The following is a 24,551-nucleotide window of genomic DNA, read 5'->3' as shown; positions in this document are numbered from 1 at the left end:
CGAGAACGGGCCGCCGCGTCGGCGGCCTCGACGCGCACCTCCCGAAGACTGGGAGGGCATCGCGTCCTCTGCGAGGGTATTCACAGGAAACGGTGCAGCCCAGTCCCCCCTGCCAGATTTCATCCGCACGAAACACGGACCGGGTCGGCGAGCGGATCAGGCCGTCGCCGGGCTCTCGGCCCACTCGCGGAGCATCGCGAGCGTCTCCTCCGGACGGTCGCGGTGGGGGCTGTGACCTGCGCCGGCCACGACCGCGTACCGGATGCGCGGATTCGCGCGCAGCACCAGGGCGGCGAGGGAGGGAGGGAGCAGCGTCTCGACCTGCGGGTCGCCGGCCAGCACGAGGACCGGCGGGCGGAGGCCCGGCAGGTCCGCCAGCAGGTCCCACGGGTCGTTGTCGTCGATCGTCGCGGCGACCGCGGCCGGATCGGCGGCCCGCACCGCGGCGAGCTTCTCGGCCCGGTCCCGCTCGTCCCAGAGCGGCTGCGCGACAGCGAGCTCCTCGGCCGAGACCGCGAGACCGGCGAGCTCGCCCGCGCGGACGGCGGCCCGCTGCTCCGGGGCGAGCCGGAGCACCGGGTCCAGCAGCGCCAGGCGCCCCGCCCAGCCGGAGTCGCGGGCGGCGGCGCGCACCGCGACCGCTCCGCCGAGCGAGTGCCCGACGACGAGGTCGAACGGTCCCCGCGCGAGGGCGTCGTCGGCGTAGGCGTCGTGGCGGGCGGAGCCGCCGCGCGGCCCGTCGCCGTGTCCGCGCAGGTCGGGAGCGGAGACGCTCCAGCCCGCCGCGGTCAGCTCGCGGCTCAGCCGCCACCAGGTGCGGCCCGAGCCGCCCAGGCCGTGCAGGAGCAGGACCCTGCCCGCCGTCATCGCCGGAGCCTCAGTCGAAGCGCGGGTCGCGGCCGGTGCGCTCACCCGTCGCGAGCCCGGCGATCGCGGCGAGGTCCTCGTCGTCGAGGGCGAAGCCGAAGACGTCCAGGTTCTCGCGGATCCGCTCCGGCGTCACCGACTTCGGGATCACGACGACGCCGAGCTGCACGTGCCAGCGCAGCACCGCCTGCGCCGGCGAGACGCCGTGCTTCGCGGCGACGCGGGCCAGGGCCGGCTCGTCGAGGAGGCGCCCGCGGGCCAGCGGCGACCACGCCTCGGTGACGATCCCGTGGGCGGCGTCGAAGGCGCGCAGCTCCTCCTGGGGCAGCCGCGGGTGCAGCTCGACCTGGTTGATCGCGGGCACCACTCCCGTCTCGTCGAGCAGGCGCTGCACGTGCTCCTCGGCGAAGTTCGAGACGCCGATCGAGCGGGCCCGCCCCTCGCTCTGCAGGCGCTCGAGGGCACGGTAGGTGTCGACGTAGCGGTCGCGCGAAGGAATCGGCCAGTGCACGAGGTAGAGGTCGACGTAGTCGGTGCCGAGCAGCTCGAGGCTCCGGTCGAAGGCGGCGAGCGTCTCGTCGAAGCCGTGGTCGTCGTTCCACACCTTGGTCGTCACGAAGACCTGCTCGCGGGGGAGGCCGCTCGCGCGGATCCCCTCGCCGACTCCGCGCTCGTTGCCGTAGAGGGTGGCGGTGTCGACGTGCCGGTAGCCGGCCTCCAGGGCGACGGCGACCGTGCGGGCCGCCTCCTCGTCGCCGATCTTGTAGACGCCGAGCCCGAGCTGGGGGATCGCGCGGCCGTCGTTGAGGGGAATCAGGGGGACGCTCATGCCTCCCATGCTGGCATGCGCCTCAGACGCTCCAGTCGAGCTCGCCGTGCGGTCCCACGTGCACGTCGTCCTCGATCAGCGCCGCGAGACCGGCCACCCCGAAGAGGAGGCGCCGCTCGGCGCGCTCCGCGTCGCTGCGCTCGTCGATGCCGCGCACGGCGAAGTGCACGTCGTGGCCCGCCTGCAGGCCCTCGACGCCGAGTCGGCCTCGGAGCGCGCGCACGGGGCGCCGGCCGATGCCGAGTCCGCGCCAGAGGGAGCCCGTCTCGAGGACCACCGCCGTCTCGGAGGCGACGACCCCGTGCTGCTCGCGGTGCGCGGTGAGCTGCCACCCGTAGCCGAGGTGGTGCAGGCGGGTCGAGTGCGGGCCGCGCCAGGCGTGCGAGGACTCCTCGCGGCGGAAGTAGACGGGACTCGGGCGGAAGGACCCCTGCCAGAGCGCGGCGGCGAGCTCGGTGCACCACTCCGGGGTCTCCGGATCGGACCAGGGGTCGAGGAGGTCGGTCCGGGCGGCGGCGCGCCGGTGCTCGCGCACCAGCTCCTCCGCGTCCTCCCGCAGTCCCATGCCGTCCCCTCGTCGTCGTGGGCCTTCACCCTAGGGTGTCCGACAGGCGCCGGACAACCGGGGTGGCGGCCTAGGAGGGCAGCGTGACCGGCTCGGTGTCGGGCAGCGGGCTGGCGTCGCGCCCGCGGAGATCCGGGTGGTACCGGCGGCCGAGCAGGGGCACCAGGAAGCCGACCAGGGCGAAGGCGGCGGCGACGACGATGGCGGCGGTCGGCCCGGCCTGGTCGATCTGCACGCCGGCGATCGCGGAGCCCAGCGCCGCGCCGATCAGCTGACCGGTGCCGACCCAGCCGTAGGCCTCCGCCGTGTCCGAGAAGCGCACGCTCGAGGCGGTGATCGCGAACAGCGCCGCGAGAGCGGGGGCGATGCCGATGCCGGCGAGGAACAGCGTGACGCACAGCCACCAGAAGTCGGTCGAGACCGCCGCCAGGCCCATGCCGACCGTCACGATCAGCATCCGCCGCGCGGTCGCCCACCGGCTGATCGGGATGTGGCCGAGGGCGAGGCCGCCGACCAGGGAGCCCGCCGCGAACACGGCGAGCACGACACCCGACTCGACTCCGCCCTCGCCGAACACCGCGACCACGCCCGCCTCGACCGCCGAGCAGGCGCCGATCAGGAGGAAGCCGACGACCGTGGCCAGCAGCACCGGGGGCTTCGTGAGCACCACGCCGAGGCGGCGCTTCGAGCGCGGGATGCGGACGCGGCCCACCTCGGGCGAGGCGATGAACCAGATCCCGCCGCCGATCAGGAACGCGGCGGCGGTCAGGATGCCCGCGACCGTCGACACCTGGATCGACACGAGCGTCGCCAGCACCGGGCCGAGCACCCAGATGATCTCCTGCGCGGAGGCGTCGAGCGAGAAGAGCGGGGTCAGCTGCGAGCTGGTGACCATCTTGGGGTAGATGGTCCGCACGGCCGGCTGCACCGGCGGCATGCTCAGGCCGGCGACGAACCCGATCACGACGAACTGCCACACCTCGAGCGGGAGCACGGCCATCGCGATGATCGCGCCCGCGCAGACCACGAGGGTGATCGTCAGCACGCGGCGCATCCCGAGCCGCCCCATCAGGCGGCTGGTCAGCGGCCCGGCGATGGCCTGCCCGATCGACATCGAGCCGAGCACCAGGCCGGCGGCGGCGTAGGAGTGGTGCACCCGCTCCACGTGCAGGAGGAACGCCAGCGAGAGCATCCCGAACGGGAAGCGCGCGGTCAGCTGCGCGAGGATGATGCGCCCCACCCCGGGGGTCTTCAGGAGATCGGTGTAGCTGCCCACCGGACGACACTAGCGCTCCGGAGGGGGCTGCGGTTCGTCGAGGGAGACCGCTGCCCGAGGGTCCCTCGACGGGTCGCGGTTCCCTCGGCGGAGGGGCGCGTCAGCCGGCCAGCACCTTGCGGATCCGCTGCAGCGACACGCTCTCGGCGGTGCCGAGCGACTGCGCGAAGAAGCTCACCCGCAGCTCCTCGATCATCCAGCGGGCGCGCGCGATCCGCTCCGGGGCGTGCGCGGGCAGCGGCACGACGCCGCCTGCCGAGCGGTAGAGCTCCTGGGCCGCCTGCACCTCGTTCAGCCAGACGCGGTCGCGCCCGACGTTCTCGGCGATCTTTCCGAAGCGCTCGGTGATCCCGCCGAGGTAGCGCGGGAGGTGCCGCAGCCGCTCCACTCCGGTCGCCGAGACGAAGCCCGGGTAGACCAGGCCGGAGAGCTGCTCCCGCGCATCCGTGAGGGCGGGTAGGAGCGCCATGCTCGTCGAGGCCTTGAGCGCCTTCTCGACGCCCCGGGCGGTGGTGAGGATCGTCGTGACCGTCTTCACGGTCTCGAACATCGCGTCCATGACGCTCGCCGAGACCCGGTCGCGCACGGCGTCGAACTCGGCGCGGAGGAAGAGCATCCCGTCGGGCTTCATCCGCCAGAGGACCGCGTCGACGCAGGCGAGCAGGCAGTCGGTGAAGAGCGCGGTCGTGTTCTGGTACGGGCTCTGCGCGAGCACGAGCTTCTCGTTCGAGGTGAGGTGCTGCTGCACGTAGGCGACGGGGCTCGGCGTCGCGAGCAGGAGGAGGCGGCGGACGCCTCGCGGGTGCTCGCGCGCCTGGTCCTCGGCCGTGGCGAGCAGGCGGATCGAGACCGAGTCGCCGTCGTCGATCAGGGCGGGGTAGGCGCGGATGGTGTTCCCGCCCTGCCGGGTGTCGGTGACGCGGGGCAGCTCCGGCATGTCCCAGGTCCTCAGGCCCCGGCGCTCGAGCGCGTCGGGGACCCGGGCCTCGACCACGCGGGCGACCTCGTCGCGGACCCGGCCGCGCAGGCGCTCGGCCAGCGGGGCGAGCTCCTTGCCGGCGGCGACCGTGCGCCCCCGCTCGTCGGCGACGGCGAAGGTGACCCGCAGGTGCGAGGGGATGCGCTCGAGGTCGAAGTCCTCGGGCTGCACCACCACGCCGGCCTCGCGGCGGATCGCTCCGGCCAGGGTCGCCGCGAACGACTCCGTCGGCGGGTTCGGCACGTCGTGCGGCAGGGACGCGGTGAGCTTGCGCGCCCAGTCGTTCGCGGGCACCACGTTCCGGCGCAGGTGCTTGGGCAGCGCCTTTATCATCGCGGTGACCAGCTCGGCCCGGAGCCCCGGCACCAGCCAGTCGAAGCCGAGGGGCGTCACGCGGGGCAGGAGGGCGAGCGGCACGTGCACCGTCACTCCGTCCTCCTCCGTCCCCGGCTCGAACCGGTACGAGAGGCGGAAGCGCTGGTCGGCCTGGCGCCACTGCGTGGGGAACGCGGTCTCGTCGATCTGCTCCGCGTCCTCGGGGAGGAGCGTCTCCTGCGTCATCGTCAGCAGGTCGGGCTCGTCGTGCTGGGTCGTCCGCCACCAGGAGTCGAACGAGCGCACCGAGGTGATGTCGCGGGGGAGTCGGCGGTCGTAGAAATCGAACACGGCCTCGTCGTCGACGAGCAGGTCGCGGCGGCGCGTGCGCTCCTCCAGCCGCTCGAGCTCGGCCCGCAGGGCCCGGTTCTTGCGGTCGAAGGCGTGGCGCGACTCCCACTCGCCCTCGACGAGGGCGTGCCGGATGAACAGCTCGCGTGCGTACGAGGCGTCGATCCGCGAGAACTGGACGCGGCGGCGGGCGATGATCGGCACGCCGTAGAGCGTGACCTTCTCGTAGGCGACGGCCGCGCCCTGCGACTTCTCCCAGTGCGGCTCGCTGAACTGCCGCTTGACGAGGTCGCCCGCGATCGCCTCGGCCCAGGCCGGATCGATCGCGGCGTTCGAGCGGGCGAAGAGGCGGCTGGTCTCGACCAGCTCGGCGCTCATCACCGCGTCGGGGAGCTTCTTGGCCAGGGCGCTGCCGGGGAAGATCGAGAACTTCGCGTTGCGGGCGCCGATGTACTGCACGTTCTGGCGCTCGCGGCTCTTCGCCGCGCGCTGCGCCTGCTGCGAGGTGGTGTCCTTGATGCCCAGGTGCGAGAGCAGGCCGGCCAGGAGGCTCCGGTGGATCCCGTCGGGGTCGACCTTCGGCTCGCCCAGCTCGAGCTTGAGGGGGCGCGCGAGCTGGCGCAGCTGGCGGAACACGTCCTGCCACTCGCGCACGCGCAGGTAGTTGAGGTACTCGGCCTTGCACAGGCGCCGGAAGGCGCTCGAGGAGAGCTCCTCCTGCTTCTCCTCCACGTAGTTCCAGAGGTTCAGCAGGGTGAGGAAGTCGCTGGTGGGATCGACGAAGCGCGCGTGCTGCTGGTCGGCCTGCGCGCGGCGCTCGAGAGGGCGCTCGCGGACGTCCTGGATCGTGAGGCCCGCGACGATCGCCATCACCTCGCGGCTGACGCCGTGGCGGCGCGACTCGATCACCATCCGGCCGAAGCGCGGATCGATGGGGAGCCGCGCGAGGTCGCGCCCGATGCGCGTGAGCTGCGGCGCGGCCTCCGCCCCCTTGCGCGGGACGCCGCTCGAGTGCGCGCTCGGCGGCGTGCCGCGCACCGGAGCGGCGTCTCGCGGCGCGGCGGAGGCGGCGGAGGGGGAGCCGGGGACGCGGAGGGCGCCGAGCTCCGTGAGCAGGTCGAGGCCGTCCTTGATGCCGCGGGAGTCGGGCGGAGTGAGGAATGGGAACGAGGCGATGTCGCCCAGTCCGAGCGAGATCATCTGCAGGATGACCGCGGCCAGGCCCGTGCGCAGGATCTCGGGATCGGTGTACTCGGGGCGGCGGAGGTAGTCCTCCTCGGAGTAGAGGCGGATCGCGATGCCCGCGCTGGTGCGGCCCGAGCGGCCGGAGCGCTGGTTCGCGGAGGCCTGCGACACCGCCTCGATCGGCAGCCGCTGCACCTTCGAGCGCGCGCTGTAGCGCGAGATGCGGGCCGTGCCGCCGTCGATCACGTAGCGGATCCCGGGGACGGTGAGACTCGTCTCCGCCACGTTGGTCGCGAGCACGACACGACGGCGGACGCCGGGGGTGCGCCCCTTCTCGAAGACGCGGTGCTGATCGGCCGCCGACAGGCGCCCGTAGAGGGGGAGCACCTCGGTGCCCGGCAGATTCCGGCCCCGGATGGCGTCCTCGGCGTCGCGGATCTCGTTCTCGCCCGAGAGGAACACCAGGACGTCGCCCGGATCCTCGCGCGCCAGCTCGGCCAGGGCGTCGGCGATGCCGGTCATCAGGTCGCGGCTGCCGCTCGTCGCGTCGGGGACGTCGGTGTCGTCGTCCTCCTCCGGCTCCTCGGCGACCAGCGGGCGGTAGCGGATCTCGACCGGGTAGGTGCGGCCGGAGACCTCGATGATCGGCGCGGGCTCGCCGGCGGCGTCGGCGAAGTGGGCCGCGAAGCTCTGCGGGTCGATCGTCGCCGAGGTGATGATCACCTTCAGGTCGGGGCGCTGCGGCAGCAGGCGGTGCAGGTAGCCCAGGAGGAAGTCGATGTTGAGGCTGCGCTCGTGCGCCTCGTCGATGATGATCGTGTCGTACCGGCTGAGCATCCGGTCGTGGTTCATCTCATTGAGCAGGATGCCGTCGGTCATCAGCTTGATCCGCGTCGAGGCGGACGCCTTGTCGGTGAACCGGACCTGGTAGCCGACCAGCCCGCCGACCTCGTCGTCGAGCTCCTCCGCGATGCGCTCGGCGATGGTGCGCGCGGCGATGCGCCGGGGCTGCGTGTGCGCGATGCTCTCGCGGCCGAGCTCCAGGCAGATCTTCGGCAGCTGGGTCGTCTTGCCCGATCCGGTCGCGCCGGCGACGATGACCACCTGGTGGTCGCGGATCGCGGCGGCGATGTCCTCGCGCCGCGCCGACACGGGGAGTTCGGGCGGGTAGCGGATGCTGAGCACGTCTGACATGAGCCCTCCATCCTACGCCGCGTGCGACAATGCCCTGTCTCGTGAATCATCGCGGGCCACCCTGCCCGGTCGGGCGCTCCGGCGCCGGTCGACCGCGGCGCACGATCCCGTGGAGCACCCCGATGAATCCGCAGTCCCTGCTGGTCGTGCTGAACATCGTGCTGCTGCTCTTCGCGATCCGGGACGTGCTGTCGAACCCGAGGCTCTCGAAGGTCGCGAAGGTCTCCTGGGTGGCGTTCATCGTGATCGCGCCGTTCATCGGCAGCCTCGCCTACCTGGCGGTGGGCCGTCGCGGCGGGAGCGGCGGAAGCGGCACGGTCGTGCGCGGCACGGAGCGGCCGTCGGGCTGGTTCTTCGAGCGCTGAGCGGTCGGGTGGCCCTACGGCGGGGGAGACCCGCGGACGTCGGCGCTCCGCGGACCTCCTGACCCTCCGACCCGCGGCAACCCCCTCACCGCAGGCTCCGCCCGCGTCTAGCGTGGAGCGCATGGCCGATCGTCTGCGCTCCAGTGTCAGCCCCTACCTCCGCTCGCACGCGGACAATCCGGTCGACTGGTTCCCCTGGGGCGAGGAGGCGTTCGCCGAGGCGGTGCGCCGCGACGTCCCGGTGATGGTGTCCATCGGCTACTCCACCTGCCACTGGTGCCACGTGATGGCGCGGGAGTCGTTCTCGGATCCGGTGCTCGCCGCGCGGCTGAACGCGGACTTCGTCGCGGTGAAGGTCGACCGCGAGGAGCACCCGGACGTCGACACGGCCTACCTGACGGCCGCGAGCGCGTTCACCCGGCAGCTCGGCTGGCCGCTGACGGCCTTCGCCACCCCCGCCGGCGAGACCTTCTTCGCCGGCACCTACTTCCCGCCGCGCGCCGTCGGCGGCGTGCCCGCCTTCTCCGACGTCCTCGACGCGGTCTCGGAGGCGTGGCGGCTGCGGCGCGACGAGGTGCAGGCGACGGCGGGCGGCCTCGCCGCGGCCCTGCGCGAGGCGACCGCGGCGCTGCCCGCCGATGCCGCACTGCCCGGCGACGCCGAGCTCGACGGCGCCGTCCGCGCACTCGCGGACGAGGAGGACCGGGTGCACGGCGGCTTCGGCGGCGCCCCGAAGTTCCCGGTCGCCCCTGTGCTCGGGTTCCTGGCCTCGCGGCCCTCGGGAGCGGCGCTCGCCGAGCGCACGCTGCTCGCGCTGGCCGCGTCCCCTCTCCGCGACCGCGACGGGGGCTTCTTCCGCTACGCGACGCAGGCCGACTGGAGCGATCCGCACTACGAGCGGATGCTGTACGACAACGCGCAGCTGCTCGACGTCGCTGCCGTCCTGCTCGGGCACGACGGCGCCCGGGTGGAGGATCTGACCGGGATCGCGGAGGGCGTCGCCGCGTTCCTCCTGACCACTCTCGAGAGGCCGGGCGGCGGCTTCGCGTCGGCGCAGGACTCGGAGAGCATCGTCGACGGTCAGCGCTCGGAGGGCGGCTACTACCTCGCCGAGGACCGGTCCCGCCTCGCGCCTCCCGCTCTCGACGAGAAGGTCGTCACCGGCTGGAACGGCCTGGCGATCCGCGCGCTCGCCCGCGCCGGACGCGTGCTCGGACGGGAGGAGTGGATCGACGCCGCCCGGCGCGCGGCGGACGCGGTGCTGCAGCGGCACCTCGTCGACGGCCGCGTCGCGGTGCGCGCCTCCCTCGACGGTGCCGTCTCCGCGGCCCGCCCGGCGCTGGAGGACCTCGGGATGCTGGCCGGCGGGCTCCTCGAGCTCGCCCTGGCGGAGGGCCGCCCGCGCTACGCGGTCGCGGCGCGCACCCTGATCGACGGCGCGCTCGACGCGGCCGACGGCCCGCTGCCGTTCGCGCTGCCCGGGGGAGGGGACCCGGCTCTGACCGCGCGGGGACTCCTGCTCGCGGCCGATCCCTCCGAGGGCGCCTACCCCTCCGGCCTGTCGGCGACGGCGGACGCGGCGCACGAGCTGTACCTGCTCACCGGATCGCAGCGCTACCGGGAGGCGGCCGAGGCGGTCGTCGCCTCGATCGCTCCGGGCGCGGTCCGGCAGCCGATGGGCTTCGGCGCCGTGCTCGGGCTCGCTTCGCGGCTGGCTCGCCCGGTGCGGCAGCTGGTCGTCGTGGGCCCCGGCGCGGCGGAGGCGGTGCAGGGCGCGCGGTCCGCCGGGATCGGCGTGCTGGTCGGCGTGTCCGACGAGGGCGCCCGGGACTGGGCGGACGCGGGCTTCGAGCTGTTCGAGGGGCGGATCTCGCGGGAGGGGCTGCCGACCGCCTACTCCTGCGAGGCCTTCGTCTGCGCCCTTCCGACGACCCGCCTCCCGGAGGAGCTGCTCACGCGGCCGTGACCACCAGTGGCGCCGCGGGGTCGGCGGCCCACTCGTTGAGCGAGCCGTCGTAGACGACCGCCGTGTGGACTCCGAGCACCGCCAGTGCGAGTGCATCGGCCGTCGCGGCGATCCCGCCCCCGCAGTAGAGGACGATCCGCTCGGCCTGGAGAGCGTCTCCGAACAGCGACCGCAGCCGCTCCGGCGGCAGGAGCGTGTTGTCGGCGCGGTCGACGAGCCTCCCGGCGGGGACGCTCCGCGAGCCCGGCAGGTGTCCGAGGCGGGGTCGGCGCCCCTCCTCCCCGGTGAACTCCTTCGGCGGGACCGCGCAGACCAGCGCCCCGGGAGCCTCGCCGCGCACGACGCTCTCGACGCCGGCCTTGTCGATCCAGAGCGGCCGCTCCTCGCGCACGCTGATGCCACCGCTCACGGCGGGCTCGACATGCCCCGTCTCGATCGGGCGCTCCTCCCGCCGCCAGGCCGGGAGCCCGCCGTCGAGCACCGCGACGGCGTCGTGCCCGGCCGAGCGCAGCAGCCACCACAGGCGCGAGGCCCACTGGCCGACCGCGGAGTCGTACACGACGACCACCGAGTCGTCGTCGATGCCGAGCGCGGCGGTCGCGGCGGCGAAGCGCTCCGGGTCGAGCCGGGTGAAGGGCAGGGGAGCCGCCGGATCCGACAGCTGCTCGAGCAGGTCGCCGAACACGGCGCCGGGGACATGCCCCTCGAGGAGGTACTGCTCGTCGCCGCTGAGGTAGCCGGGCCGCCCGTCGAAGCCGGGCACGAGCAGCACGCTGGCGTCGACGACGACGAGGTGCTCGCGGCCGAGCTGGTCGGCGAGCCACTGGGTCGAGACGATCGGCCGGGCGAGGTACGGGGCGGAGGAGGTGCTCACCCGCCCCACGGTAGGCGCGACCGCCGACAGGCGCGCCCCCGTGCGTCACGCACGGTCACGGACGCCGCCGGGCGCTCAGCACTCGATGACGTTGACCGCGAGGCCGCCCTCGCTCGTCTCCTTGTACTTCGACGACATGTCGATGCCGGTCTGGCGCATCGTCTCGATGACCGCGTCGAGCGAGACGCGGTGGTCGCCGTCGCCGTGCAGCGCGAGGCGGGCCGCGCTCACGGCGGTGGAGGAGGCGATCGCGTTCCGCTCGATGCAGGGGATCTGCACGAGCCCGCCGACCGGGTCGCAGGTCAGTCCGAGGTGGTGCTCCATCGCGATCTCGGCCGCGTTCTCGACCTGGCGCGGACTGCCGCCGAGCACCGCGCAGAGCGCTCCGGCGGCCATCGCGCAGGCCGAGCCGACCTCGCCCTGGCAGCCCGCCTCCGCACCGGAGATCGAGGCGTTCGTCTTGCAGAGCGAGCCGATCGCGGTGGCGGTGAGGAGGAAGCGGCGCAGCCCCGCGCGGTCGGCGCCCGGGACGAAGCGGAGGTAGTAGTGCCCGACGGCGGGGATGATGCCCGCCGCTCCGTTCGTCGGAGCCGTCACGACGCGCCCGCCTGCGGCGTTCTCCTCGTTCACCGCGAGGGCGAAGGCGTGGAGCCACTCCACCGAGGTCGCGCGGGCGCGGTCGAGAGGGTCCTCCTCGAAGGCCTCGAGGCGCTCGCGCAGCACCGAGGCGCGGCGGCGGACGCCCAGGCCGCCCGGCAGCACGCCGTCGGTCGACAGGCCGTGCTCGACGCAGGCGGCCATGGCGTCCCAGATCGCGTCGAGACGGGCGTCGATGTCGACCCCGGGGTGCAGAGCGCGCTCGTTCGCGGCGGCCATCTCGGCGATGCCGGAGCGGGTCCGGTCGCAGATCGCCAGCAGGTCGAGCCCGGAGACGAAGGGGTAGGGGTGCGGGGCCAGCGCAGCCAGCTCGGCGCGCTCGCCCGCGCGCCGGATGAAGCCGCCGCCGATCGAGTAGTAGGTCTCCTCCCACACCGGCAGCGGGTCGTCGCCGACCCAGACGCTGAAGGTGAGGGCGTTCGGGTGCTCCGGCAGCCTCGTGCGCGGCTCGAAGACGACGTCGTCGCGCGTCATCGCGAGGCGCTGCTCGCCGGCCAGGAGGATCGTCCCCCCCCGCGTCGAGGCGCTCCCATGCCCCGCGCACCAGCGCCGGGTCGCACGTCTCGGGGTCCAGGCCGGCGAGACCGGCGACCACCGCGTCGGGGGTGCCGTGGCCGATCCCGGTGGAGCCGAGCGAGCCGTAGAGGGTGCAGCCCACCCGGCTCACACGGCCGAGGAGCCCGGCGTCGCGGATCCGCTCGGCGAGGGCGAGGGCGGCGCGCATCGGCCCGACGGTGTGCGAGCTGGACGGGCCGATCCCCACGCTGAACAGGTCGAGGACGGAGACGTAGGCGCTCATCCACCGAGACTACGCCGGGGCCGGCGGAGTGCGCCGCCCGAGCCGCGCCCGCGTCGAGGAGCCACGGAGATCCGGCGTCGACGAGGGTCTGCGGCGGGTCAGCGCAGCGTCTTGCGCGCCGAGATCTGGCCGGTGTCGAAGCCGAGCAGGTGCAGGCCGCCGTGGAAGCGGGCGTGCTCGACCTTGATGCAGCGGTCCATCACGACGGTCAGGCCCTTCGACTCGCCGTACTCGGCCGCCTCCTGGTTCCAGATCCCCAGCTGCACCCAGACCGTGGGCGCGCCGACGGCGAGGACGTCGTCGATCACGGCGGGGATGTCGCTCGCCTTGCGGAACACGTCGACGATGTCGGGCACGACCGGGAGCTCGGCGAGACTGCGGTAGACCGGCTGCCCCAGGATCTCGGTGGCGTTCGGGTTCACGAAGTAGAGCTCGTAGTCGCTCGACTGCTGCAGGTAGGTGGCGACGAAGTAGGAGGAGCGGGCCGGGTTCGGCGAGGCGCCGACGATCGCCACGGTCTTCGCGCGGCGGAGGATGTCGAGTCGCCTGCGGGCGTCGGGGCCCACCCAGGTGCGCTGCGAGCGGAGCATCTTCGCCAGCGGCGAGTTCGCCGGGACCGAGCAGCTCAGCCCGTTGGACAGCTGGACGACCGTGTCGGCGGTGTCGGTGGTGCTCATGCTCAGACCTCCACGGCCGGGGTGTGCAGGGTGGTGGTCGTGTCCTCGGGGAGCTCGGTCGGAGCGTCGGGGGTGCCGTGCTCCTCGACCGCGCGGGCGAGCGCCTGGTCGAGATCGTAGATGATGTCGTCCGCGTCCTCGATGCCGACGGAGAGGCGGACGAGTCCGGGGAGGACGCCCGCGTGGAGGAGCTGGTCCTCGGTGAGCTGGGCGTGGGTGGTCGAGGCGGGGTGGATCACCAGCGTCTTGGCGTCGCCGATGTTGGCGAGGTGGCTGGCGAGGTCGACCGATTCGATGAAGGTCTGGCCGACGGCGCGGCCGCCCTTGACCACGAAGCTGAAGACCGAGCCCGGTCCCTTCGGCAGGTACTTCTGCGCGCGGTCGTGGTGCGGGTGCGCGGGCAGCCCGGCCCAGTAGACCGCCTCGATGCGGGGGTCGGCGTCGAGCCACTCGGCGACGCGGCGTGCGTTGTCGACGTGCGCCTGGATCCGGTACGGCAGCGTCTCGACGCCCTGGGCGAGCAGGAACGCGGAGTGCGGAGCGAGGACCGGCCCGATGTCGCGCAGCTGCTCCGCGCGCAGGCGCGTGAGGAAGCCGTACTCCCCGAAGTTGCCGTCCCACGACAGGTCTCCGTAGGAGGCGACCGGGTCGTGCAGCAGCGGGAACTTCTCGGGGGAGTAGTGGAAGCGCCCCGACTCGACGACGACGCCGCCGAGCGTGGTGCCGTGTCCGCCGAGGAACTTGGTGGCCGAGTGGATGACGATGTCGGCGCCCCACTCGATCGGGCGGACGAGGTAGGGCGTGGCGACCGTGGAGTCGATGATCAGCGGGATGCCGGCGGCGTGCGCGACCGCGGCGAGGCCCTCGATGTCGGCGATCTCGCCGGAGGGGTTCGCGATCGTCTCGGCGTAGAGCACCTTGGTCTTCTCGGTGATCGCCGCCGCGTAGTCGGCCGGGTCGCTCGAGCGGACGAAGGTGGTGTCCACTCCGAAACGGCGGAGCGTGACGTCGAGCTGGGTGATCGATCCGCCGTAGAGGTTGGCGGAGGACACCACGTGGTCGCCCGCGCCGACGAGCGCCGCGAAGGTGATGAACTGCGCCGAGAGCCCGGAGGCCGTGGCGACGGCGCCGAGGCCGCCCTCGAGGCTCGCGACGCGCTCCTCGAAGGAGGCGACCGTGGGGTTCGACAGGCGCGAGTAGACGTTGCCGTACTTCTGCAGCGCGAAGCGGGCCGCGGCGTCAGAGGTGTCGTCGAAGACGAAGGCGCTGGTCTGGTAGATCGGCAGAGCGCGGGCGCCCGTCACCGCGTCGGGGATGTTGCCCGCGTGGATCGCACGCGTCTTGAAGCCGTACTCACGATCTGCCATGCGATCGACGCTAGCGGGAGCCGCCGACACAGCCGTGCCGGAGCGACGCATCGCGTAACAGAGCGGCCCCGCAGTGCAGAGCGACCGTGCGCGACAGAGCGGTCGAGCGGATCGGAGCGCCGATCAGAGCGCCAGCTGCACCGCGGCCAGTCCCATCGCCGCGATCGCCGCCCACGACACCAGGGCGACGAGGAGAGCACGCCACCCCGTCGTCACGAGCGCGCGCACCCGGACGGCGCTGCCGAGCGCGAAGAGGGCCGCGGCGAGGAGCCAGGTCTGCGCGGTGTCGGCGGCGGCGAGCAGTCCCTCCGGCAGGGGGAGGAGCGTGCGCAGCAGCACCGCGGCGAGGAACCCGACCACGAACAGCGGCACGATCGCCGGGCGCGTCCCGCCGGTCCCGCCTCGGCGCCTCGTGACCGCCGCCGCCACCGCGACCATCGGCGCCAGCATGACCACTCGGGTGAGCTTCACCACGACCGCGACGGCCAGCGCCGACGCTCCCGCCACCTGGGCCGTCGCCACGACCTGGCCCACGTCGTGGACCGAGGCGCCGACCCAGTGCCCGAACTGCACGTCGGAGAGCCCGAGCGGCTGCTGCAGTGCGGGGAGCACTGCGATCGCGAGCGTGCCGCAGAGCGTCACCAGCGCGACCGGCGTCGCCTGCTCCTGCTCCTTCGCCCGGGTCGCTCCGGCCATCGCGCCGATCGCCGAGGCCCCGCAGATCGAGAAGCCCGCCGCGAGCAGCAGCGGCTCCTGCCCGGGCAGCCGGAGCGCCCGGCCCAGCGCCCAGGTCAGGCCGAAGGTGGCCAGGACGATCCCGACGACGACCAGGATCGCGCCCCAGCCCAGCGCAGCGATGTCGATCAGAGAGAGCTTCAGCCCGAGCAGGACGATGCCGGCGCGCATCAGCGAGCGGGACGAGAACTTCAGGCCCGGCGCCAGCGCCCCGCTCAGCAGGGGGCGCGCCGCGGGCAGCTGCGCCACGAGGATCCCGAGCGCGACCGCCGCGGTCAGCATCGGCACTGCCGGCACCGTCGCGTGCAGCAGGGCCGCGATCACCGCCGCGACGGCGCAGGCCGCGACTCCCGGGCCCAGCCGCCGGATCATACCCACGAGGGCAGCCACATGTGGGCCTGCCAGAAGGGGAAGGACGTCTGCGCGCCGATCCAGAGCGGCAGGAAGTAGGCCGTCAGCGCGGCCGCCGCCACCGCGAAGACGAGCACCACGAGGACGCCCCGGGTGCGCCGCCTCCGCTCGTCGCCCGGACTCCCGATCACGATCCCGGCCGTCAGCGCCAGTGCCAGCATCATGTAGGGCTCGAAGACGACGCAGTAGAACTGGAACACCGTGCGGTCGAGGTAGAGGAGCCACGGCAGGTAGCCCGCGACGATCCCCATCAGCACGAAGCCGGCGCGCCACTCCCGGTACCGCGCGAGCCGGTAGAGGAGGTACACCAGCGCCAGGACCCCGGCGTACCAGATGAGCGGATTGGCGACCGAGGTGATCGCCTCGTCGCAGCGTGCTGCGGTGCAGCCGTCGACGCCCGTCGCCTGGTCGACGAAGTACATGCTGGTCGGTCGGAGCATGAGCAGCCAGGTGAGCGGGTTCGCCTCGTAGGGGTGCGAGGCCCGCAGGTTGATCGAGTAGTCGTACATCTGCACGTGGTAGTGCCAGAGGCTCTGCGCCCAGTCCGGCACCCACGCCAGAGCCCCGGTCCAGGCGTTGCCGGGGGCCTCCGACGCCCACTGCCGGGCCCATCCGCCGGAGGTGCGCAGCCAGCCCGTCCAGGTGACGAGGTAGGCGATCAGGGCGATCGGCACGACCAGGAGGAAGGTGACCGGACCCTGCTTGAGGATCGCGCCGCTGCCCCAGAACGGCACGCCCGCGCGGCGCCGCATCAGCGCGTCGACGACCACCGCGTACACGCCGTACGCCGCGAGGAAGTAGACGCCCGTCCACTTCACGCCCGCGGCCAGGCCGAAGAGCACGCCGGCCGCGAGCAGCCAGGGCCGCCACCACAGGACCGGCCCCCAGCTCGGCAGCGCTCCCGCCGCCACCTTCCGCGCCAGCTGCAGGTCGGCCCAGCGCCGGTCCAGCAGCACCGCCGCGACCCCGCAGAGCGCGACGAACATCAGGATCCCGTCCAGGAGCGACACCCGCGACATCACGATCGCGTGGCCGTCGAGCGCGAGCATCAGCCCCGCGAAGGAGGAGAGGAGGGTGGAGCGGAACAGGAGGCGGCCGATCACGATCACCAGCGCGACGGCGAGGATCCCCACGACGGCGGTCGCGACGCGCCAGCCGACGCTGTCGTCCGCGCCGAACACGCCCATCCCGAGCCCGATGATCCACTTGCCCAGCGGCGGATGCACCACGAAGGACGGCGCCCCCGTGAAGGTGTCCACGTCGCCGGCCGCGAAGCCGGGGTCCGGGTTCTCGGGCCAGGCGCCCTCGAACCCGAGGTTCCAGAGGGTCCAGGCGTCCTTCACGTAGAAGGTCTCGTCGAACACGAGCGAGCGCGGGTGGCCGAGGTTCCACAGCCGCAGTACCGCGGCCAGTGCGACCACCAGCAGCGGCAGTCCGAGCTCGTACAGCCGGCGGCGCGCGGGGGAGGCGACGAGCCGGGTGTGCAGGTCGTCGAACCGGGAGCCGCGCGGCACGTCCGGGAGCGGGGTGCGCTCGCGCGGTGCGGACGCCTCGGCGGGCTCCACCGGGACCGAGCGCGCCGATCCCGCCGCGTCCAGGAGCAGGTCGTCGAAGTCGCGCTGCGGTCGGTCCGTCACCCGGCCATGCTAACGGGGCGCCTCCTCCCGGGACGGCGGCGATCCGCGGCGGGAGGCCCCGGACCCGGCCTGGGAGACTGGCGGCATGATCATCCTCGCCGGCACTCCCATCGGAAACCTCGGCGACGCCTCCCGCCGGCTCGTGGAGGCGCTGGGCTCCGCCCGCCACGTCGCCGCCGAGGACACGCGCGTGACCATCCAGCTGATGCGCGCCCTGGGCGTCGAGAACCGGCCCGCCCTCTACGCCCTGCACGACCACAACGAGCGCGAGCGCGCCGCCGAGCTGGTGGAGCTGGCCCGCGAGGAGGACCTGCTCGTGCTGAGCGATGCTGGCATGCCCACGGTCTCGGACCCGGGCTACCACCTGGTCGAGGCGGCGGTGGCGGCGGGAGTCGCGGTCACCGCGCTGCCCGGTCCCTCGGCGGTGCTCATGGCGCTCGCCGTGTCCGGGCTCCCGACGGACCGCTTCAGCTTCGAGGGGTTCCTGCCCCGCCGGCACGGCGAGCGGGTCTCGACCTTCCGGGCGCTCGTCGACGAGCGGCGCACCATGGTCTTCTTCGAGTCCCCGCACCGGATCGGCGACGCGCTCGCCGACCTGGTCGAGGCGATGGGCCCGGAGCGGCGCGTCGTCGTCTGCCGCGAGCTCACCAAGATGTTCGAGGAGGTCCGGCGCGGCACGGCGGCCGAGCTGGCCGAGTGGGCCGCCGACGGCCTGCGCGGCGAGATCTGCCTGGTCGTCGAGGGAGCCCCCGCGCGGGAGGCGTCGCTCGAGGACGCGCTGGCCGACGTGCTGGCCCGCGTCGAGGCCGGATCGCGGCTCAAGGAGGCGTCGGCCGAGGTCGCCGAGATCACCGGGCTCTCCCGCCGCGCGCTCTACGAGGCGGCGCTCGCCTCCCGCCGCGGCTGAGGCTCCCTCCCCGGCGGCGATCGCGGCCGGTCGTCCACAGCGTCCGTCACACGCCGGGAGCGGTGCCGCGCGGTGAATAGGATGGTCGCCATGTCCGACGGCGCCTCCTTCTACCTCACGACCCCGATCTTCTACGTGAACGACGTCCCGCACATCGGGCACGCGTACACCGAGGTCGCCGCCGACGTGCTCACCCGCTGGCACCGCCAGGCGGGCGACGACACCTGGCTGCTGACCGGCACCGACGAGCACGGACAGAAGATCCTCCGCACCGCCACCGCCAACGGCACGACCCCCCAGGAGTGGGCCGACCGCCTCGTGAGGACCGCCTGGCAGCCGCTGCTCGAGACCATCGACATCGCCAACGACGACTTCATCCGCACCACGGACGCGCGGCACGAGGTCAACGTCCAGAAGTTCCTGCAGAAGCTGTACGACGAGGACGCGATCTACACCGGCGAGTACGAGGGCTACTACTGCGTGGGCTGCGAGGAGTACAAGCAGCTGTCCGACCTCGAGGAGGGCACCGGCGACTACGCCGGCCAGTACGTCTGCAAGATCCACTCGAAGCCGGTCGAGCTGCTGAAGGAGAAGAACTACTTCTTCAAGATGAGCGAGTACACCGAGCGGCTGCTCGCGCTCTACGAGGAGCGTCCCGACTTCGTCCAGCCCGAGTCGGCGCGCAACGAGGTCGTGAGCTTCGTCCGCCAGGGCCTGGCCGACCTGTCGATCTCCCGCTCCAGCTTCGACTGGGGCGTGAAGGTCCCGTGGGACGACTCGCACGTGGTCTACGTCTGGTTCGACGCGCTGCTCAACTACATCACCGCGGTCGGCTACGGCCAGGACGAGGCGGAGTTCGAGCGCCGCTGGCCCGCGACCCACATCGTCGGCAAGGACATCCTGCGCTTCCACGCGGTGATCTGGCCCGCCATGCTCATGGCCGCGGGACTCGAGGTCCCCCGGCAGGTGTTCGGCCACGGCTGGCTGCTGGTCGGCGGCGAGAAGATGTCGAAGTCGAAGCTCACCGGCATCGCGCCCGAGCAGATCACCGACACCTTCGGCTCCGACGCCTTCCGCTACTACTTCCTCCGGGCCATCACCTTCGGCCAGGACGGCTCGTTCTCGTGGGAGGACCTGTCTGCGCGCTACCAGTCCGAGCTCGCGAACGGCTTCGGCAACCTCGCCTCGCGGGTCGTCGCGATGCTGCACCGCTACTACGACGGCGTCGTGCCCGCGCCGGGGGAGCCGACCGAGGCGGAGGAGCGCGTGCAGCGCATCGTCGCCGAGGCCGCCGCGTCGGCCGACCGGTCGATCGACGCGCTCGCGATCCACGACGCGATCACCGCCGTGTGGAGCATCGTCGAGGAGCTCAACGGCTACATCACCGAGCAGGAGCCGTGGGCACTCGCCAAGCGCGAGGAGCGCGAGCGCCTCGGCACGGTGCTCTACACCGCGACGGAGGGGCTCCGCGCCCTGGCCGTGCTGCTCTCGCCGGTCGTGCCGCGCGCGACGGCGTCCCTCTGGGAGGCGCTCGGCGTGACGGAGTCGCTGGGCGCCCTCACCGCGCAGCCGATCCGCGAGGCGGGCCGGTGGGGAGTCCTCCCCGTCGGCACCACCGTCGGCACGCTCGCCGCGCTCTTCCCGCGCATCGAGGCTCCCGCGTCCTGACGGCCGCGCCTCGACCCGTGGACCGAGCAGCCGAGCGGTGCGGACTCGCCGGCGGAGGATCCGCAGGGGAGTGCCCGACGGCCGTGATCCGAACGCGGGGGGCCGGGTGCGAGCGGCCCTCCGCTCCGTGGACGGCGGGGCGCTGATGACGCGCGAGGTGCTCGACGCTCTCGAGCAGGCGGCCGAGCTCACCCGGCGCCACGTCGGGCACCCCGAGCGCGCCGCCGCGCTCGCCCTGCGCCTGCACCGGGTGACCGCTCCGACCGAGCTCGTCTACACCCGGTTCCCGCCGACCCTCAGCCTGGTGCTGGCCGGCCGGAAGCGCTCGGTGGTCGGCGACTCCGACGAGCGGTGGGGCGCCGGCCGCTTCCTGATCACCCCCGTCGATCTGCCGGTGGTCGCGGCCGTCGTGGAGACCGGCGACCGCGGCGACTTCCTGTCGGCCAACTGGCGTCTCGACCCGCTCGTGGTGGCCGAGATCGCGGCGCTCGCCCCCCGGACGGCCCCGCGGGCTCCCGCCCCGCGGATCGGCACGGTCACGGAGGAGATGGCCGACTCGCTGCGCCGACTCTTCCGTCTGCTCGACGCCCCCGCCGACATCCCGGTGCTCGCCCACGCGATCACGCGCGAGCTCGTGCTGCGGCTGCTGCAGACGGACCAGGCGCCCCGGCTGCTGGCCGCGTCCAGCACCGTCCGCTCGGAGGCCGTCTCCCGCGCGGTCGAGGCGATGAGCGCGTCGCTGTCGCGCGGATGGACCCTCGGCGCGCTCGCCGCGGAGGCGGGCACCAGCGTGCCCACACTCACCCGCCGCTTCCGCGAGCTGACCGGGATGTCGCCGCTGGGCTACCTGCGGCGGCTCCGCCTCGGGGAGGCCAGGAGGCTGCTCCTGGTCCGGGGCGACACCGCCGCGCAGGCCGCGGCCGCGGTCGGCTACGCGAGCGCGTCGCACTTCGGGCGCGACTACCGCCGCGCCTACGAGACGACCCCCGCGGCCGACGCCGCGCTCCACCCCGGGCCGCTCGTCCAGATCCACTGAGCGGCGGGCGCTGTCGCGGGGACTCCGAGCGGCGCGTGCCGCGGCGTCAGACGCGGGCGCCGACGATGCCTCCGTCGACGTCGAGCGTCGTGCCGTGGACGTACGAGGCCTCGTCCGAGACGAGCCAGCGCACGGCCAGGGCGATCTCGTCCGGACGTCCGGGCCGGCCGGCGGGGGCGGACGCGGTCATCTGCTCCAGGATCGCCGCGGCGTGCTCGTTGCCGGGCGTGAGAGTCGCGCCGGGCGCGACGGCGACCACGCGCACGCCGCTCGGGCCGTACTCGGCCGCCCACGCCCGCGTGAGGTGCTCCAGCGCCGCCTTGGTCGCGGGGTAGAGCGCGGTCCCGGGCGTTCCCACCCGTCCCATCCACGAGGTGATGTTGACGACCACTCCGCTCCCGCGCTCGGCCATGGCCGGGGCGATCGCCGCGACGAGCTGGTGCGGCACGCGGATGTTCGTGGTGAGGAGGGACTCGACATCGGCGTCGCTGAGGTCGGCGGTCGGCCCCACCGGGAACACTCCGGCGTTGTTGACGAGGACGTCGATCCGCCCGTCGAGGAGGGTCAGCGCCCGCCCGGCGACGGCGCGGGTCTCCTCCGGCGTGCCCGCGAGGTCGGCGACGAGCGCGGAGGCGGTGCCCCCGTCGGCGCGGATGCCGCGGACGACGGACCCGACCCGCTCGGGGTCGCGTCCGTGCACGAGGACGTGAGCGCCGGCCCCGGCGAGCCGGCGGGCGATGGCTGCGCCGATCCCGCTCGAGGATCCGGTGACGAGGGCATGGCGCCCGGCGAGGGAGCCGGGTGCGGAGTGGGCGAGGAGCTCGGTGTCTGTCATGGCTCCAGCCTCCCGGCGGCGCGGGAGGCGGGCTGTCCCGATCCGATCGGGTGCTGACCCGATCCGCTCAGGGCGCCTCAGCGGCCGCCTCTCGGCCCTCGTCCACCCGGGACTCCGGCCCGCGCGAGCCCTCCCGGTAGCCTGGAGCGCATGACCGACAGCCAGCACGTCCGCTCCCGCGAGGCCTCGTCCGGCCGCGACCTGACGTACCCGCCGCTGCCCGAGGCGCTCGTCGTCCCCGTCTACGACAACCACACGCACCTCGAGATCGCCGACGGCCTCGAGCCGCTCGACCACCGCGAGCAGCTCGACCGGGCCTCCACCGTCGGCGTCCGCGGCGTCGTCCAGGTCGGCACGGACGTCGAGACGAGCCGCTGGTCGGCCGAGCAGGCGGCGAGCGAGCCGCGCATGCTGGCCGCCGTCGCGATCCACCCCAACGAGGCGCCCGAGCTGGAGCAGCGCGGCGAGCTCGACGCCGCCCTCGCCGTGATCGCCGAGCTGGCGGAGCAGCCGCGGGTGCGCGCCATCGGCGAGACCGGGCTCGACTTCTTCCGCACCGGCGAGAGCGGCCGCGCCGCGCAGTTCCGCTCCTTCGAGGAGCACATCCGCATCGCGAAGGAGCACGACCTCGCGCTGCAGATCCACGACCGCGACGCGCACCGCGAGGTCATCGAGACCCTGCGCCGCGTCGGCGCCCCCGAGCGCACCGTCTTCCACTGCTTCTCCGGCGATGCCGAGATGGCGCGGATGTGCACGGACGAGGGCTGGTACCTCTCCTTCGCCGGCACCGTGACGTTCAAGAACGCCGAGCCGCTGCGGGAGGCGCTCGTCGCGACTCCTCGGCACCTCATCCTGGTCGAGACCGACGCGCCGTACCTCACTCCGTCGCCCTTCCGCGGCCGCCCGAACGCGCCCTACCTCCTCCCGCACACCCTGCGCTCGATGGCCGCGACCCTCGAGACCGACGTCGGCCACCTGGCCGCGACGATCGCCTCGAACACGGAGGCCGTGTACGGCGAGTGGGGCGGCGAGGTCGGCTCCGAGCCGACGGAGCCGGTCGGACCCCTCGCATGAGCGGCCGCCACGCCGCCGAGCCGACGGCCGCCGCGATCCCGCGCCTGCTGGGCCCGGCCGAGATCCGCGACCTCGCCGGCCTCCTCGACGTCACGCCGACCAAGAAGCTCGGCCAGAACTTCGTGCACGACGCCAACACGGTCCGCCGCATCGTCAAGCTCGCTCGGGTGCGCCCGGGGGAGACCGTCGTCGAGATCGGCCCCGGCCTCGGATCGCTGACCCTCGGCCTGCTCGAGGCGGGCGCGCAGGTCGTGGCCGTCGAGATCGACGGGCGCCTCGCCGAGCAGCTGCCGCGCACCGTCGAGCTGATGGCGCCGGGCGCCGATCTCGCGGTCGTGCACGCCGACGCGATGAAGGTGCACGACCTGCCGGGGGATCCGGTCCGGCTCGTCGCCAACCTCCCGTACAACATCTCGGTGCCGGTGCTCCTGCACTTCCTCGAGCACTTCGCCAGCATCCGGTCCGGAGTGGTGATGGTGCAGTCCGAGGTCGGGCACCGGCTCGCCGCCGGTCCCGGCTCCAAGGTCTACGGCGGCCCGAGCGTCAAGGCGGCGTGGTTCGGCTCCTGGACGACGGGCGGCGCGGTCTCGCGTCAGATCTTCTGGCCGGTGCCGAACGTCGACAGCGTGCTCGTCGCGTTCGACCGCGGCGAGGAGCCGGGCGACGAGACCCTGCGCCGCGCCGTCTTCGCGGTCGTCGACGCGGCGTTCGCGCAGCGGAGGAAGATGCTCCGCCAGTCGCTCGCGACCCTCTTCGGCGACAGCGCCGCGGCGATCGTCGCGCTCGAGCGGGCCGGCGTCCCGCAGACCGCGCGCGGCGAGGAGCTGGACGTCGCCGCCTTCGTCCGCCTGGGCCGCGAGCTCGATCCGGCGCGGGTCCCCGTGCGCGGCGCGGCGGTGCCCGACGGGTCGCTGGCGGAGACCGACGGGGACGACGCGGACGGCGACGGGGAGCCCGCCCCGGGTGCGGACGAGGGCGCCTCCGCCACCCTGTAGCGTGGATGCATGGCCCACCGCGCGACGTCGAACCGGGTCCACGCGCGGGCGCCCGGCAAGATCAACGTGTTCCTCAAGGTCGGCGCCGTGCGCGACGACGGGTACCACGAGCTGGCCACCGCGTTCCAGTCGCTCTCCCTCTACGAGGACGTGTTCGCGGAGGAGGCGGCCGACTTCTCGGTCTCCTTCTCGGGCTCGATCGACACCTCCCGCCTGGCCGTCGACGGCTCCAACCTCGCGATCAAGGCGGCTCGGGCGCTCGCCCGGGCGACCGGCTACCGCGGCGGCGTGCACCTCGAGATCGAGAAGAACGTCCCCATCGCCGGCGGCATGGGCGGCGGCTCGGCCGACGCAGCCGCGACCCTGCTCGCCTGCGACGCGCTCTGGGGCACGGCCTGCACGAGGGAGCAGCTGCTCGGCATCGCCGCGAGCCTCGGCGCCGACGTCCCCTTCTCCTTCACCGGCGGCACCGCGATCGGGGTCGGCCGCGGCGACGAGCTGAGCCCGGCGCTCGCCAAGGGCCGCTTCGAGTGGGTGCTGGTCCTCTCGGAGGAGGGCCTGTCGACCCCCGAGGTCTACAGCGAGCTCGACCGGCACCGCGAGCGCCACCTGCACGACTTCCGCCCGATCTCGGCGACCCCCACCATCGATCCCAACGTGCTGCAGGCCCTCCGCGCCGGCGACGCCGCCATGCTCGCCGACGCGATGCACAACGACCTGCAGGCGCCGGCGCTGCACCTGCAGCCCGGGCTCGCCCGCATCCTCGAGCTCGGCGAGGGCCGCGGAGCGCTCGGCGGCCTCGTCTCGGGGTCCGGCCCGACCGTCGCGTTCCTCGCTCCGGACGCCGATGCGGCGGCCGACCTGCAGCGCGAGCTGAGCTCCGCGCGGCTGAGCGCCGTGCGGGTGTCCGGCCCGGTCCACGGGGCTCGCCTGCTGTCGACCTAGTCGCGGAGGCGGTGCCTCCGGAGCGGGGCCCGCGAGCCTCGC

The 24,551-nt window shown here is 73.7% G+C and carries 19 protein-coding genes and 1 pseudogene; 8 read left to right on the top strand and 12 right to left on the bottom strand.

Features of this window, described 5'->3' with window-relative positions:
- Positions 1-156: 156 nt before the first annotated feature.
- The 5 genes from C5C50_RS03655 to hrpA form a co-directional block, all read right to left on the bottom strand.
- Positions 157-867 (bottom strand): alpha/beta fold hydrolase, encoded by a 711-nt coding sequence (locus C5C50_RS03655; RefSeq protein WP_104260330.1) that lies wholly within the window; start codon positions 865-867, stop codon positions 157-159.
- A gap of 10 nt (positions 868-877) precedes the next feature.
- Positions 878-1,696 carry an aldo/keto reductase gene (locus C5C50_RS03650; protein ID WP_104222368.1) on the bottom strand — a complete coding sequence of 273 codons (819 nt, stop codon included), beginning with the start codon at positions 1,694-1,696 and terminating at the stop codon, positions 878-880.
- 22 nt (positions 1,697-1,718) lie between these two features.
- Positions 1,719-2,261 carry a hypothetical protein gene (locus C5C50_RS03645; RefSeq protein ID WP_104226914.1) on the bottom strand — a complete coding sequence of 181 codons (543 nt, stop codon included), beginning with the start codon at positions 2,259-2,261 and terminating at the stop codon, positions 1,719-1,721.
- 70 nt (positions 2,262-2,331) lie between these two features.
- A complete protein-coding gene (locus C5C50_RS03640) occupies positions 2,332-3,537 on the bottom strand; it encodes an MFS transporter (RefSeq protein ID WP_104222308.1) in 1,206 nt (401 codons plus the stop codon).
- A 100-nt stretch (positions 3,538-3,637) separates the two neighbouring features.
- Positions 3,638-7,561, bottom strand: a complete 3,924-nt coding sequence (hrpA, locus tag C5C50_RS03635) for an ATP-dependent RNA helicase HrpA (protein WP_104272846.1) — start codon at positions 7,559-7,561, stop codon at positions 3,638-3,640.
- Positions 7,562-7,683: 122 nt separating this feature from the next.
- Here hrpA and C5C50_RS03630 point away from each other — a divergent pair, with 122 nt between their 5' ends.
- A complete protein-coding gene (locus C5C50_RS03630; RefSeq protein ID WP_181133882.1) occupies positions 7,684-7,926 on the top strand; it encodes a PLDc N-terminal domain-containing protein in 243 nt (80 codons plus the stop codon).
- A 121-nt stretch (positions 7,927-8,047) separates the two neighbouring features.
- Positions 8,048-9,892 carry a thioredoxin domain-containing protein gene (locus tag C5C50_RS03625; RefSeq protein ID WP_104272844.1) on the top strand — a complete coding sequence of 615 codons (1,845 nt, stop codon included), beginning with the start codon at positions 8,048-8,050 and terminating at the stop codon, positions 9,890-9,892.
- Here the strand turns inward: C5C50_RS03625 and C5C50_RS03620 are convergent.
- The 6 genes and pseudogenes from C5C50_RS03620 to C5C50_RS03595 all read right to left on the bottom strand — a co-directional run bounded on the left by C5C50_RS03620 (position 9,879) and on the right by C5C50_RS03595 (position 17,049).
- A complete protein-coding gene (locus C5C50_RS03620; RefSeq protein ID WP_146081508.1) occupies positions 9,879-10,766 on the bottom strand; it encodes a sulfurtransferase in 888 nt (295 codons plus the stop codon). The two genes, C5C50_RS03625 and C5C50_RS03620, sit on opposite strands and share 14 nt — an antisense overlap.
- A gap of 75 nt (positions 10,767-10,841) precedes the next feature.
- Positions 10,842-12,222: pseudogene (locus C5C50_RS03615) on the bottom strand (L-serine ammonia-lyase).
- Positions 12,223-12,320: 98 nt separating this feature from the next.
- Positions 12,321-12,899 (bottom strand): CoA-binding protein, encoded by a 579-nt coding sequence (locus C5C50_RS03610; RefSeq protein ID WP_104237688.1) that lies wholly within the window; start codon positions 12,897-12,899, stop codon positions 12,321-12,323.
- Between the two features lie 2 nt (positions 12,900-12,901).
- Positions 12,902-14,266 carry an O-acetylhomoserine aminocarboxypropyltransferase/cysteine synthase family protein gene (locus C5C50_RS03605; RefSeq protein WP_104226921.1) on the bottom strand — a complete coding sequence of 455 codons (1,365 nt, stop codon included), beginning with the start codon at positions 14,264-14,266 and terminating at the stop codon, positions 12,902-12,904.
- Positions 14,267-14,389: 123 nt separating this feature from the next.
- Positions 14,390-15,373 carry a YeiH family protein gene (locus C5C50_RS03600; RefSeq protein ID WP_104226922.1) on the bottom strand — a complete coding sequence of 328 codons (984 nt, stop codon included), beginning with the start codon at positions 15,371-15,373 and terminating at the stop codon, positions 14,390-14,392.
- Entirely contained in the window at positions 15,370-17,049 is a 1,680-nt protein-coding gene (locus tag C5C50_RS03595) for a dolichyl-phosphate-mannose--protein mannosyltransferase (protein ID WP_258067634.1), read from the bottom strand. Before C5C50_RS03595 ends, C5C50_RS03600 begins: the two co-directional genes overlap by 4 nt.
- Positions 17,050-17,134: 85 nt before the next feature.
- On the opposite strand from C5C50_RS03595, the gene rsmI reads away from it, so the two are divergent.
- The 3 genes from rsmI (at position 17,135) to C5C50_RS03580 (ending at position 20,660) form a co-directional block, all read left to right on the top strand.
- Entirely contained in the window at positions 17,135-17,956 is an 822-nt protein-coding gene (gene rsmI, locus C5C50_RS03590) for a 16S rRNA (cytidine(1402)-2'-O)-methyltransferase (protein ID WP_104226923.1), read from the top strand.
- Between the two features lie 90 nt (positions 17,957-18,046).
- Positions 18,047-19,624: a methionine--tRNA ligase gene (gene metG, locus C5C50_RS03585; RefSeq protein ID WP_104226924.1), complete on the top strand. Its 1,578-nt coding sequence runs from the start codon at positions 18,047-18,049 to the stop codon at positions 19,622-19,624.
- A 70-nt stretch (positions 19,625-19,694) separates the two neighbouring features.
- Positions 19,695-20,660 (top strand): AraC family transcriptional regulator, encoded by a 966-nt coding sequence (locus C5C50_RS03580; RefSeq protein WP_258063283.1) that lies wholly within the window; start codon positions 19,695-19,697, stop codon positions 20,658-20,660.
- A 46-nt stretch (positions 20,661-20,706) separates the two neighbouring features.
- Here C5C50_RS03580 and C5C50_RS03575 read toward each other — a convergent pair whose 3' ends face one another.
- On the bottom strand, positions 20,707-21,495 hold the full coding sequence (locus C5C50_RS03575) for an SDR family NAD(P)-dependent oxidoreductase (protein ID WP_104268898.1): 789 nt from the start codon (positions 21,493-21,495) through the stop codon (positions 20,707-20,709).
- 150 nt (positions 21,496-21,645) lie between these two features.
- On the opposite strand from C5C50_RS03575, the gene C5C50_RS03570 reads away from it, so the two are divergent.
- Genes C5C50_RS03570 through C5C50_RS03560 form a run of 3 tightly spaced genes read left to right on the top strand, consistent with a single transcriptional unit; the run spans position 21,646 to position 24,509 of the window.
- Positions 21,646-22,569 (top strand): TatD family hydrolase, encoded by a 924-nt coding sequence (locus tag C5C50_RS03570; protein ID WP_104222332.1) that lies wholly within the window; start codon positions 21,646-21,648, stop codon positions 22,567-22,569.
- Positions 22,566-23,564 carry a 16S rRNA (adenine(1518)-N(6)/adenine(1519)-N(6))-dimethyltransferase RsmA gene (gene rsmA / locus C5C50_RS03565; RefSeq protein ID WP_181133881.1) on the top strand — a complete coding sequence of 333 codons (999 nt, stop codon included), beginning with the start codon at positions 22,566-22,568 and terminating at the stop codon, positions 23,562-23,564. Before C5C50_RS03570 ends, rsmA begins: the two co-directional genes overlap by 4 nt.
- A gap of 9 nt (positions 23,565-23,573) precedes the next feature.
- The gene (locus C5C50_RS03560) at positions 23,574-24,509 is read left to right on the top strand and encodes a 4-(cytidine 5'-diphospho)-2-C-methyl-D-erythritol kinase (RefSeq protein WP_104268899.1); all 936 of its coding nucleotides are present in this window, start codon (positions 23,574-23,576) and stop codon (positions 24,507-24,509) included.
- Positions 24,510-24,551 lie beyond the last annotated feature (42 nt).

The organism is Rathayibacter sp. AY1D9 (assembly GCF_002932395.1).
GTDB lineage: Bacteria > Actinomycetota > Actinomycetes > Actinomycetales > Microbacteriaceae > Rathayibacter.
This window is presented reverse-complemented; position numbering and strand designations above follow the sequence as displayed.